Annotated in this window: 11 protein-coding genes; 6 read left to right on the forward strand and 5 right to left on the reverse strand. The window is 66.8% G+C overall.

Annotated elements, in window-relative coordinates; genetic code table 11:
* Positions 1–101: 101 nt before the first annotated feature.
* Positions 102–1,223, reverse strand: coding sequence for a pyridoxal phosphate-dependent aminotransferase (locus NMLP_RS11940; RefSeq protein WP_015410374.1), 1,122 nt, complete (start codon positions 1,221–1,223; stop codon positions 102–104).
* A gap of 326 nt (positions 1,224–1,549) precedes the next feature.
* On the opposite strand from NMLP_RS11940, the gene NMLP_RS11945 reads away from it, so the two are divergent.
* Genes NMLP_RS11945 through NMLP_RS11955 form a run of 3 tightly spaced genes read left to right on the forward strand, consistent with a single transcriptional unit; the run spans position 1,550 to position 4,227 of the window.
* Positions 1,550–2,560, forward strand: a complete 1,011-nt coding sequence (locus NMLP_RS11945; RefSeq protein WP_015410375.1) for an ABC transporter substrate-binding protein — start codon at positions 1,550–1,552, stop codon at positions 2,558–2,560.
* 42 nt (positions 2,561–2,602) lie between these two features.
* Positions 2,603–3,406: an ABC transporter permease gene (locus NMLP_RS11950; RefSeq protein WP_015410376.1), complete on the forward strand. Its 804-nt coding sequence runs from the start codon at positions 2,603–2,605 to the stop codon at positions 3,404–3,406.
* Positions 3,403–4,227, forward strand: coding sequence for an ABC transporter ATP-binding protein (locus NMLP_RS11955; RefSeq protein ID WP_015410377.1), 825 nt, complete (start codon positions 3,403–3,405; stop codon positions 4,225–4,227). Before NMLP_RS11950 ends, NMLP_RS11955 begins: the two co-directional genes overlap by 4 nt.
* Before the next feature lie 3 nt (positions 4,228–4,230).
* Here NMLP_RS11955 and NMLP_RS15660 read toward each other — a convergent pair whose 3' ends face one another.
* Positions 4,231–4,392, reverse strand: coding sequence for a hypothetical protein (locus tag NMLP_RS15660; protein ID WP_015410378.1), 162 nt, complete (start codon positions 4,390–4,392; stop codon positions 4,231–4,233).
* 146 nt (positions 4,393–4,538) lie between these two features.
* On the opposite strand from NMLP_RS15660, the gene NMLP_RS11960 reads away from it, so the two are divergent.
* Complete coding sequence (locus tag NMLP_RS11960; protein ID WP_015410379.1) at positions 4,539–7,415, forward strand: BGTF surface domain-containing protein; 2,877 nt, start codon at positions 4,539–4,541, stop codon at positions 7,413–7,415.
* Between the two features lie 61 nt (positions 7,416–7,476).
* Positions 7,477–7,980, forward strand: coding sequence for a hypothetical protein (locus NMLP_RS11965; protein ID WP_015410380.1), 504 nt, complete (start codon positions 7,477–7,479; stop codon positions 7,978–7,980).
* Between the two features lie 58 nt (positions 7,981–8,038).
* Here NMLP_RS11965 and NMLP_RS11970 read toward each other — a convergent pair whose 3' ends face one another.
* From NMLP_RS11970 to NMLP_RS11980, 3 genes are all read right to left on the reverse strand, one after another.
* The gene (locus NMLP_RS11970) at positions 8,039–8,488 is read right to left on the reverse strand and encodes an HVO_A0114 family putative DNA-binding protein (protein WP_015410381.1); all 450 of its coding nucleotides are present in this window, start codon (positions 8,486–8,488) and stop codon (positions 8,039–8,041) included.
* 24 nt (positions 8,489–8,512) lie between these two features.
* Positions 8,513–8,851, reverse strand: a complete 339-nt coding sequence (locus tag NMLP_RS11975; RefSeq protein ID WP_173400759.1) for a toxin-antitoxin system TumE family protein — start codon at positions 8,849–8,851, stop codon at positions 8,513–8,515.
* A gap of 79 nt (positions 8,852–8,930) precedes the next feature.
* A complete protein-coding gene (locus NMLP_RS11980) occupies positions 8,931–9,551 on the reverse strand; it encodes a DUF192 domain-containing protein (RefSeq protein ID WP_015410383.1) in 621 nt (206 codons plus the stop codon).
* Positions 9,552–10,157: 606 nt separating this feature from the next.
* Here NMLP_RS11980 and NMLP_RS11985 point away from each other — a divergent pair.
* Complete coding sequence (locus NMLP_RS11985; RefSeq protein ID WP_015410384.1) at positions 10,158–11,207, forward strand: two-component system sensor histidine kinase NtrB; 1,050 nt, start codon at positions 10,158–10,160, stop codon at positions 11,205–11,207.
* Positions 11,208–11,448: the final 241 nt, after the last annotated feature.

The following is an 11,448-nucleotide window of genomic DNA, read 5'->3' on the forward strand; positions in this document are numbered from 1 at the left end:
AACAACACGACGTGCACCGCGGCGACGGCGGTGGCGATGCTGACGATATCGCGACGCGACGGATACGTATCCGGTCGGCTACCGGGACGGTCGTCGGGGGCTCACCGCACGGCAGCCGTCGCCTCGCGCATGATCTCGAGGGCCTCCTTCAGCGTCTCCACGTCGGTCGCATAGGAGATGCGGGCGTGGCCCGCCCCGCCCTCGCCGAAGGCCGCGCCGGGGACGACGACGACGCCGCGGTCGATCGCCTCGTCGACCCAGCCCTCGGGGACGCGCGGCATCGCGTAGAAGGCCCCCTTCGGCGTCGGCACCTCGAGGCCCATCCCCTCGAGGCCGTCCACAACGACGTCGCGGCGCGCCTCGAAGGCCGCCCGCATCTCGTCGACGCGGCCCTGCGGCCCCGACAGCGCCGCCTCGGCGGCGTACTGGGCGGGCGCGGACGCACAGGCCTGGACGTACTGGTGGACCCGGAGCATCCGTTCGATGCGCTCCTCGGTCGCGGTCACCCACCCGAGCCGCCAGCCGGTCATCGAGTAAGCCTTCGAGCAGGCGTTGACGACGGCGACGTTGCCCGAATCGGTGAAGTCGGCGGGCGAGTGGTGCTCGCCGTCGAAGACGAACGGCTCGTACACCTCGTCGGAGAGACACAGCACGTCGTGTCGGTCGGCGATCCGGGCGAACTCGCGCATGTCGGCCTCGCTTTGGACCGCACCCGTGGGGTTGGCGGGGCTGTTGACGACGAACAGCGCCGTGTCGTCGGTGATCGCGTCCTCGACGGCCTCGGGGGCCATCGTGAGGTCCTCGCGCAACTCGACCGGCGTCGGCTCGCCGCCGGCCAGATGCGTCAGCGCCTCGTAGGAGACGAAGCCGGGGTCGGGATAGATGACCTCCTGGCCCGAATCGACGTGGGCCTCGATGGCGATGTGGAGCGCCTCGCTGCCGCCCGCCGTCGCGATGACGTCGCCGGGATCGACCGAAAACCTGTTGTCGCGGTCGTGTTTCGCGGCGATGGCCTCGCGCAACGATTCGGTGCCCTTGTTCGAGGTATAGGCGTCCGTCCGCCCGGACTCGATGGCCTCGGTGGCCGCCTCGCGGGCGTGTTCGGGCGTGGGGAAGTCGGGTTGGCCCAACCCGAGGTTGATCGCGTCCTCGCCGGCCGCCTCGAACACCTCCCGGATGCCGCTAATCGAGATCCGCTCGACGCGGGATGCAAACCGACTCATACCCGTGGTAGCGTTCGGGACGGCCATAGTTCTGCCGTGTCCCGGACGGCGATCCATCTCCACGATCCAAGACGACAATCCATCTCCACGATCCAAGACGACAATCCATCTCCACGATCCGGAAGGCGCCGTCCGGTGGGCCATCCGAATCCGATATAGCGGCAGTATTTTCTTTTAAGCCGGACGAATAGCCAGGGCGTACGAGAGCGTTTCGGCCGCTCGAAACCGCTGGAAACGGTCGAATCGAAGATATGTTACCGTCAGATATCGGATCCAGCGCTACCGCTACCTCTCCGGGGATACGTCGGGAACGCCTACAGCGTATAATGACAGGGTTCAGTTGTTCTCGGCGCGGATATCTCGGTGCGGTCGGGTCGGCGGTGGCGGTCGGCGGCGCCGGCTGTCTCGGCGGTGGCGGCTCCCTGGAGGAACTCACCGTCGCGTATATGCCGATCTACCCCGACCTACAGTACTTCGTGATGGAGGGCGAGGGCTACCTCTCGGAGATCGACGCGGAAGTCGACGCGCGGGAGTTCACCGACGGGCCGGCAATCGTCCAGGCCTACGGCGGCGGCGACGTCGACGTCGCGATGTTCGGCATCGTGCCCGCGATGATCGTCATCGACCGCGGCCTCCCGGCGCAGGTGACGGCGGCGAACATCGTCGAGCCGATGGGGATCATGGCCGACGAGGAACTGCAGGCGCTGTGGGCTGACCACGGGGCCGACGCCTTCGACGTCTGGGCCGAGGAACGCGGCCGGCGCTTCCGGTTCGGGACGTTCCCGCAGGGGTCGGTCCCGGACGTGTTGCTCCGCTACTGGCTACAGAACGAAGGGGTCGACCCCGAGTCGGCAGTCGAGATCGTCGAGATCAACGGCGCGAACGCCGTCTGGCAGGCGATCGCGAGCGGCGAGATCGACGGCACCTCGATCATGGAGCCGGTGCCGACGATCGCCGCCGAGGAGGGCTCGAACGTGTCGATGTTCCGCACCGCCGGTGAGATCATGCCGGGGCAACCGGCCGCGGTGACACTCATGAGCGACGCGGTCCGGGAGTCGCCGCTGGCGGCGCAGTTCCTCGAGCAGCACGTCCGGGCGACGGCGTTCATCGCCGATAACGCCGAGGAGACGGCCGCACACGTCGAGTCGGGCATCGGAATGCCCGCCGATCGCGCCCGGCGCGCACTGGAGTCCCCGCTGTCGAACTTCGTCACCGACCCGCGGGCCATCGAGAGTGGGACCGAGGTGTTCGCCGAGTTCGCCAACGACAACGGCCAGATCGAACAGGAGCTGACGACCGAGGAGGTCTTCGATTACGATGTCTACGACAACCTGTAACCGATCCCGCCCGGCGTCAGGGCGCGGGGGAGTGTGAGCACGATGGCGACCAAAACCGACGTCGACGACGGAGTCGGCGGGTACGTCGACGGCTCGATCGCGGCGATCGATCCACGCCGGGCCGTCCTCGGCTTCGCCGGCATCGCCGGCTTTCTCGCGCTGTGGTGGGCGGCCTCGCTGGTCCAACCCTCGTACGTGTTGCCCTCGCCGGCCGCCGTCGGCGAGACGTTTTACGCCGAGGCCGCCAGCGGCGAGATGGCGACCGCGATCGGCCACAGCGTCCGCCACTGGATTCCGGGCGCGGTGGTCGGCACCGTCCTCGGCGTCGCGGCCGGCGTCGGCCTGGCGTGGAGTTCGCTCGCCGACGACGTCTCCGCGCCGGTCGTCCGAACGCTGCGGCCGGTGCCGCCGCTCGCGCTCATCGGCTTCGCGATCGCGTGGTTCGGCATCAACCACGCCGGGGCCGCGTTCATCATCGCCGTCGGGGCCTTCTGGATCAACTTCTACGCCGCCTACGGCGGCGTCGAGGGCGTCTCGGAGGACTTACTCGACGTCGCCCGCAGCCTCGGCGTCGAGGGCGACCTCGAGTTGTTGCGGTCGGTCGTCGTCCCCGCGGCCTCCCCCGAGATCCTGACGGGGGTCCGGACGGGGATCGGGCGGTGTTGGATGCTCGTCGTCGCCTCGGAGATATTCGGCGTGCCCGGCATCGGGCGGCGCATTCTGCGGGCGTCGAACAACCTCCAGGTCGATCTCGTGATCGCGTACATCCTCGTGTTGAGCCTCATGTTCTTGCTCGTCGACGTAGCGTTCAGAGCGGCCCAACGGAGGGTGCTCGCGTGGCGATGAACGACGAGCGCGGGGGCGAGGGCCGACCCGTCGGGGGCGCCGCCCGCGTCCGGGTCGCCGACGTCGCCAAGCACTACGAGGGCACCGACGGCCCGATCCGGGCGCTCGAGGGCGTCTCCTTCGACGCCTCCGACGGCGAGTTCGTCTGTCTCGTCGGTCCCTCCGGCTGCGGGAAGACGACGCTGTTTCGGATCATCGCCGGCCTCGAATCCGCGACGGCGGGGGAGGTCTTTTTGAACGACGAGCGGGTCGAGGGTCCCACGCCGGACATGGGTGTCGTCTTCCAGGAGTACCACCTCTTCCCGTGGCGGACCGTCCGCGGCAACGTCGGATTCGGTCTCGAGAAGGGCGGCCTCGACGGGGAGGGCAGCCTCGGCGACGAGGAGCGCCGACAGCGCGTCGACCGCCTCGTCGAGTTGGTCGGCCTCGAGGGGTTCGGCGACAGCTACCCAAAGGAGCTCTCCGGCGGGATGAAACAGCGCGTCGCCATCGCGCGGGCGCTGGCGGTCGACCCCGACCTGCTGCTCATGGACGAGCCCTTCGGCGCCGTCGACGCCCAGACGCGGGAGATGCTCCAGTCGGAACTGCTCGACATCTGGCGTGAGACGGGCAAGACCGTCCTGTTCGTCACCCACGACGTCGAGGAGGCCGTGAAACTCGCCGACCGGATCGTCGTGATGGCCAAAGAGCCTGGGCGAGTCCGGGAAACGATCGACGTGGACCTCCCCCGGCCGCGGGCGCGCTCGGACGCCGCGTTCGGGCGCTACTACGAGCGCGTGCTGGGGCTCATCCGCGGGGAGCGGGCCGCGCCCGATATATAAGGCTCACTCGCTTTCTCGGGCCTCGCGGAGCTCCTCGATGTGGCGTTCGAGCCTGCGAAGCGTCGCGTCGGCGTCCGCGTAGCCCGCCTCGTACTCGCCGTAGGCGTCGTCGGCCTTCCGCAGGAAGCGATCGATGGCGTCGGCGGCGTCTGCGTCGTCGGTCATGTGGGGTGTTCGGCCGGTCGAATAAAAGGCGGACGGTGTAGGGCGCGCGTCGGTATAAAAGGCGGACGGTGTGGTCCGGCGCGAGGCCCGTTTCGGCCGCCGAAACAGGTCGCGACTTGATAATCGGAGCGCGTGATTCATCGGTAATGGCAGCGTCTCCCGCCCGCTCTCCGCTCCGCGCGCGCCGGTTCGGGGCGGTCTGTCTGTGCGTCGCCCTCGCGGTACTGGTCGGCGTCGGGCTGGCCGGCGGGACCGCCGCGGCGCAAAGCGAGGCGACGATAGAGGACGTGACGGTCGCCCCCGACGAGAGTCTCGCGGGCGTCAGCGATACTCACACCGTGACCGTCGAGACGGCGAACGCGTCTCAAGCGAACGCGAGGGTCGAACTCGACCTCACGGGGTGGTCCGCCGAGCAAACGAAGTCAGTCGACGTCGCGACCGGAGTGGCGACGGCGGGGCCGACGAACGACAGCGTCCGGGTGAAACCGAAAAGCGAGACGGTCGTCGTCGACGTCAGGGTCGCGCACCCGACGGCGGCGGGCGAGGTGCCGATCGAAGCGGCGTTGATAAAAAAGTCGGGCGAACGCATCGCCTCGGAGACGGCGACGGTCGACGTCCAGTCGATCGGCTTCGATCCGTCGCTCGGCAGCAGCGAGATCGACGCCTACGGCGCCGAGGACGACCACACGACCGGGCTGTCGGGGCTCGGGTCCGCTGCGCCCGGCAGAAACGTGACGATCTCGTCGCCTGATCTGACCGACGACGAACTGTTCGAGATGCTCGATGGCGACGAACAGAGCTCCGTCGAGCGCAGAGGCGACGAGATCAGGGTCGCACCCCCGGGGCAGGGTCCGGGTATCGAGCTGTCAGCTCGGGACTTCGACGCGGCGACGTATCGCTTCGACCTCTCGCCGGTCGGGTCCGAGGTCGAGACGCGGCTGGAACTCGAGGTCGTCGACCCCGAAATCGACGGCTCCTTCGGGACCGACCGCCACGAGGTGGCGGCCGGGGACATGGTCACTGTCGACGTCGAACTCGAGAACGCCGAGGGCGCCTATCTGCTCGTGGGTGCCGACCACAAACAGCGGGAGGGGCGGCCGACGAACTATTTCGACATCCTCTACGTGGAGGGGGCGGACAACGTGACGATCAACACGCGGTTGCTCGGGACCGACGCCGGCACCGACGAGATCTATCAGGCCGACGGCACCGTCGAGAGCTATCTCAACGGCGATGCCGACGGGAACACCCGGCTCTCGGAAGTCCGCTTCAGGGGCGAGGACGGCCGCCGAAACTGGGAGAGCCTGACGGCCTTCCGCGCGGAGATGGGGATGTCCGCACAGCCGTGGCCGATCCAGCCCGAGCGCTACCGGTTCGTCCTCGGGGCCGACGGCACTGTCGAGTTGCGCGAGGACGGCATCGCCGACTTCGCGCACCCGATCGCCCGCTCGAACCTCCAGTTGACCGATCCGGGCGTCGAGTCGATCGAGACGTACGTCGCGCCGCGGGGGGCGGCCAACGAGCCCAACAGTCCGAGTGGTCCCGACTCGCTGGAAGGACTCCTCGAACGCACGACCCAGCGGGAGACGGTCGCCAAGGAGGACCGCCTCGTCGTCGAAGTGAACGCGACCGGGATCTACGGGGCCTTACACTACCTCGCCGACGGGGGCGTCGCCGGGTTCGGCGGGGGCGTCCACCCCGAGGACGCACAGAAACTGCTGGACAAACACGAGGGGGTGATCCTCGAGGCGCTCCAGACCGACATGGACGAGAACGAGCCTCGGACCGAACTCGACCTCGGGAGGGCGACCGACGGCGAGGCGTACCTGTTGCCCGATATCGACGAGAACAACGAGCGCGTGGTCGACGGCCGGTTCTATCTCGTCGTCGACACGCGCGATGCGGGCGCCTTCGATGGGACGTTCAGCGACGGCGAGAGCGACGACTTCGAGTTCGAGTACGGCTACGAGTCCCCGCCCGAGGAGCGCTATCGCTTCGGCAACGACGCCCTCTCGGCGACCCGCCCCCCGGCGTTCGACCCGGAGTCAGAGCCGACAGAGGACGGCACCGAACACTACCCGTACCTGAACCGGGCCGAGACCGGCACGACGGAGACGGTCCCGTTCACCGTCGCGGAGTCGTACGCCGAGTACGATCAGACGACCACGGAGGGCGCGGTCGCGCTGTCGAACGGGACGAACGTCACGCTGACCGGCGAGACGAACGTCGCGCCCGCCTCGGAGTTCTACATCCAGATCGTCGCCGACGACCGCTCGAACCCGACGCGGATCACCATCGACGACGTCAACGTCACCGAGTCCGGTGCCTTCGAGGCCACGCGGGACCTCTCTGCGCTCCGGGTGGGCGAGGGCGTCGAGGTGGAGTTCTACGCCGAGGACCGCATCGTCGACAAGCGCGCGGGCGTCGTGAGCGGCGACCGCGGGACGCCGAGTCGCTTCGTGATACGCGAGGCGCCCGAGCGGGTCGAACTCGACCCCGGCGAGCGGGCGACGGTCGAGGCGGTGATCGAGAACACCGGGGCAGCGACGGAATCGAAACCGATCGACCTCCGTGTCGGCGATGCCGACGTCGACTCGATCCAGCGGACGCTCGCGGGCGGGGCGAACCGCTCGGTCGGACTCGAGGCCGGGACGCTCGAGGCGGGGACGTACCCCTACGTCCTCTCGACGCCCGACGACGAGGCGGTCGGCCGGCTGGTCGTCGGAAACGAGACGGACGGGGGCGCAAGCGAGAGCGAGGAAGGCAACGAGAGCGACGGCGGGGGAAGCGGGAGAGACGAGGGGAGCGAGGACGGCGGAGGCGGGGAGACGAACGACAGCGACGACGGCAGTGGCGCCGAGAGCACGGACGAAAGCGACGGGGACGACGGCGGCGACGATCCGGGGTTCCCGAGCGAGGTCGTCGGCCTGCTCGGGGCGTTCGCCGGCGCGGTCGGCACCGAACACGCTGTCGGCGGCGCGGCGGTCGTCGGCGCGGCGCACGTGCTCGGCTACTGGGCGTAGCGAGCGACGGGGCGCTGTCGGCCTTCACAAAACGTATCCGGCGCTGTCCCCCACCGTCCGTATGGACGAACACGGCCGCCGCCGATTCCTCAAGACCGCGAGCGTCGGGATGACAGCAGCGATCGCCGGGTGTGGCTCCGCCGAGGACGCCCCCGCCCAATCGAGCACGGAGGATCAGGTGACGGTCACTGTCGTGCTTAATCCCGACAGGGATGCTCTTCAAATGCGCCGACAGGAGCTCGTAGAGGAAGTGGAGGCGGGCAACGTGACACAGAGTGAGGCTGCCGAACAGTTCTCTGAGGAGAGGTCAGAGCTGTTAGCCGAGACAGCAACTAACGCTCAAGAGAGTCTCGAATCCGGCGGTGCCGAGATCGAAGACGTCGATGAAGAGGCGCTTGTCATGCGGGCTACTGGCAACCCGGCGACGCTCGTTAGCGTACTTACAGAGGACTATATTTCGGCGATTTCGGAAGCGAGCGATTACGACGAATTTTCCGAGACACCCGAGGGCGGGGACGCCAACGCGACGGACACCGGGGCCGTCGAGGACGGAGCAGGCGAATAAGAAGCCCCAGTCACCCTCGGAGGGACGAACGGCCGATCGAACGCAACGAGCGCCGTGTTCACGGCGCGGCGGCGGCCGTGTCGTCGGCGTTCGGGTCGAACGTGAGGTTGATAACGAGTTCGTCGAACCAGACGACTGGACGCTTACACTGGCCGTCTTCCTCGAAGAAAATGATGCCCAACTGGGCGAGCCGGCTGAGTTCCTCGTGGACGTTCTTTACGTCCCGGTCGACGACCCGCGCAGTCTCGTTGATGCTGGCTGGACCTTCTTGACGGATGGCTTCGATGAGATCGAGGACGCGCGGCGTCAACGTCGCCATTAGGTCGTCATAGCTAGGGAACGAGAGTGTCGGCGTGGAATCCACCGCGTCGCCCCGTTCGAGCGCTTCGATCCCGTCGGTGACGTCGTCGTGAAACTCGTCGGAGGACTTCACGGTCACGACGAGGGTCGATTCGGCCCGAAGCTGTTCGCGCTCCATCGGGTGCAGCGGCGGCGTGGTATCGTTCATGAGTATCACCGTGGTGTGACGGCCTCACTCGACCTCGAGTTCGGACTTTGGGGCCTCGCTCCAGAACCGTGCCCAGAGTTCGACCATCCCGGGGAATTCGATGATGTCGGGGCCGGAGCCCGGTGCGACGTGCCGTTCGTGTCCTTTGGTATCTTCATGAGAGTTATCGTAGCGACGAATCGTCCCGTCCTCGAGCGTGCGGGGCGGGTCCGGCTCCGTCGCACCGTAGTGGAATTTGTAGGCCCACCCAGACGGGTACGCGTCGTGATCGGTACGCATGGTGAACACGCGGATGACGGTCCCGTCGGGGTACGTCCGTCCCTCGCTCACGCCATCGAGGTCGTCGTCAGTCAGCGAGGCTATCCTCACTTATTGGTGCGTGGACCAATATAATGAGTCTATTGGTCAGAAGGACAATCGACAAACCCGTCTGCCCTGATCCTCACCCGAGGTCGAACTCGAGTCGATCGCCCGCCTCGACGCCGTGTCGCGTCGTCCACTCGTAGTTCACCTCGAGGACGTACTGTCCCCGACCGGGATACGCCTGGTCGTTGCCGACCTCGTCGGGACCGGGGGCGGGCGCGTGATGGATTTTAGTGATCGTGCCCGCCGAGTCCGCGTAGACGATGTCGATCCCGAAGTCCATCCGCCGCATCACGAACGTCCGGTCGGCGACCGACCCGTAGACGAACACCATCCCGCGGTCCTCGGGCAGCGAGTCGGTGTCGCTCAGGCCCGTATAACGGAGGTCACCCGTGTCGGCGATGGCCGCCGTCACCGATCCGAGTTCGGAGCCGTCCTCGGAAACGACGCCGATCTCGGTCGTCTCGTAGCTTTCGTGGACCGGCTCGGGGGTCGGCGTCGCCTCGGGCGCGGGCGTTCCATCGTCCGGCGCGGGCGTCCCATCGTCCGGCGCGGGCGTCCCATCGTCCGGCGCGGGCGTTCCATCGTCCGGCGCGGGCGTTCCGTCCCCGGGCACCGCGTCGGCGTCGTTCGCGGCGTCGAGACAGCCCGAGAGGCCGGCCAGCGCCGCCGTCGTCGCGAGCCAGGTCCGGCGATCCATACCGTCCGATTGGGGCGACCAGTACATAAAAGCCGGTAGCCGGGACGCCCGAATTGCAATTGACCAGCGCGGTCGAACGTCGGCGTATGCCCCCGGCCGAGGACGTCTCCGCACGACTCGCCGAACTCGAGCCGCGTCGAGCGGGAGTACTCGATCGGCGAGTTGGGCATCTTCGGTTCGTGTGCACGCGGCGAACAGCGCCCGGACAACGAACTCGCAATATAAAACCCGTCGTCAGGGACATACAGGTTCGAAAAGAACGCTGGCGATTTTACTGACCGGATGGATCCGACAATTTAAGTCACAAACCGGTGTATCGTGCGTCGTGTGTGGGGAGCTGGCGTTCGACACGGCTCAGAGCCGGAAACAAAGAGCAAGCCGGCCACGCCGACGACCGCAAGGCAATCGGGTACCCCGAAGCCCTTTCGAGGGGAGGAGGAGCGGCTTCGTGGCAACGCCACTGGCTCACTGTTCGGCGAACCGTCGCCTCCCGACCTTCGGGGGGGACCCGCCTGCCGACACCGGGTGGGAGGCCGGCACCCGTGGGCGCGGGAGGACGTCACTCGAAACTCACTCAAACAGACAGTAACGTCGGGGAGATCAATCATGGAACTTCAGACCGTCGAACAGTACAAGACACTTATCGATCACTCGACGGACGTCGTCGCTTTGCTCGACGAGACCGGGATCATCCAGTTCGCCAATCCGGCTGTCGAAGCGATGCTCGGATACGACCCCGATGAGCTCGTCGGACAACAGGCGTTTGATCTGCTTCACCCCGACGACAGAGCGCAAGCCGCCGATGCGTTCGATCGGATCGCCGGAACGCCCGGTCGATCGACCGAAAGACACGAACATCGGCTTCGACACGCCGACGGGTCGTGGGTCTGGGCGGAGTCCGTCACGACAAACAGGACCGACTCCGACATCGGGGGGTTCGTCATCAACACGCGCGAGATCACCGAGCGCAAGCACTACGAAGAACAGCTACAAAAGACGACCGAGCAACTAGAAGCGTTGAATCGCGTGGTTCGCCACGACATCCGAAACGACATGTCGGTCATCGTCGGCTGGGGTGAAACGCTCCAGGGCAACGTTGACGGGGAGTTACAGGACGCTCTCGACCACGTTCTACAGAAGTCCCACCACGTTATCGAACTCACGGAGATCGCCCGGGACTTCGTCAGATCGCTGGTGGGAGACGACGAGACCGAGGTGACACCTGTCGACCTCGAGGAGTGTGTACGCGCGGAGCTCGCGACGATCCGTGAATCCTATCCGGACGCGCGGGTCCGCGTCTCGGGTGCCATACCCGACGTATCCGTCCACGCAAACGAGATGCTTTCGTCGGTCTTCAGGAATTTCTTCGAGAATGCGGTACAGCACAACGACGAGGCGACACCCGAGATCACGGTCGGATTCGTCGATACGGGTGAAACCGTTCGCGTCCGGGTCGCCGATAACGGGCCCGGGATTCCGGATACACGAAAAGAGAAAATATTCGGGAAAGGACAGAAGGGTCTCGATAGTTCCGGAACCGGCATCGGCCTGTATCTCGTCGACACGCTGGTAGACCAATTCGGGGGCGACGTCTGGGTCGAAGACAACGACCCCAAGGGGGCCGTCTTTGCTGTTGAACTTCGGAGAGCGAAGTGACATCCTCCGCGCCGTAAACGGAGAGGGATCGAAGATCCCTCAAGCAGCCGGGCGAAGCCCGGCGACGGCAAGGCTTCCGACGCATGGGGAATACCAGTCAGTCGTCGTCTCCAGAACCTTCGGTTCTGGCGGGCTGCACGAGAGCTTCATACTGATGGACGGACTCACATGGCACCGACGCACGAGTGAGCCGCCGGCCGCGCCGTCGAACGGCGTGCTTTGCGTCGTGTGTCCGTTCGTT

This window comes from Natronomonas moolapensis 8.8.11 (assembly GCF_000591055.1).
Taxonomy (GTDB): domain Archaea; phylum Halobacteriota; class Halobacteria; order Halobacteriales; family Haloarculaceae; genus Natronomonas; species Natronomonas moolapensis.

Excerpts from the sequence above, each read along its gene's own strand:
- NMLP_RS11940 (WP_015410374.1), bottom strand. The coding sequence starts at position 1,223 with ATGAGTCGGTTTGCATCCCGCGTCGAGCGGATCTCGATTAGCGGCATC.
- NMLP_RS11945 (WP_015410375.1), top strand. The coding sequence starts at position 1,550 with ATGACAGGGTTCAGTTGTTCTCGGCGCGGATATCTCGGTGCGGTCGGG.
- NMLP_RS11950 (WP_015410376.1), top strand. The coding sequence starts at position 2,603 with ATGGCGACCAAAACCGACGTCGACGACGGAGTCGGCGGGTACGTCGAC.
- NMLP_RS11955 (WP_015410377.1), top strand. The coding sequence starts at position 3,403 with ATGAACGACGAGCGCGGGGGCGAGGGCCGACCCGTCGGGGGCGCCGCC.
- NMLP_RS15660 (WP_015410378.1), bottom strand. The coding sequence starts at position 4,392 with ATGACCGACGACGCAGACGCCGCCGACGCCATCGATCGCTTCCTGCGG.
- NMLP_RS11960 (WP_015410379.1), top strand. The coding sequence starts at position 4,539 with ATGGCAGCGTCTCCCGCCCGCTCTCCGCTCCGCGCGCGCCGGTTCGGG.
- NMLP_RS11965 (WP_015410380.1), top strand. The coding sequence starts at position 7,477 with ATGGACGAACACGGCCGCCGCCGATTCCTCAAGACCGCGAGCGTCGGG.
- NMLP_RS11970 (WP_015410381.1), bottom strand. The coding sequence starts at position 8,488 with ATGAACGATACCACGCCGCCGCTGCACCCGATGGAGCGCGAACAGCTT.
- NMLP_RS11980 (WP_015410383.1), bottom strand. The coding sequence starts at position 9,551 with ATGGATCGCCGGACCTGGCTCGCGACGACGGCGGCGCTGGCCGGCCTC.
- NMLP_RS11985 (WP_015410384.1), top strand. The coding sequence starts at position 10,158 with ATGGAACTTCAGACCGTCGAACAGTACAAGACACTTATCGATCACTCG.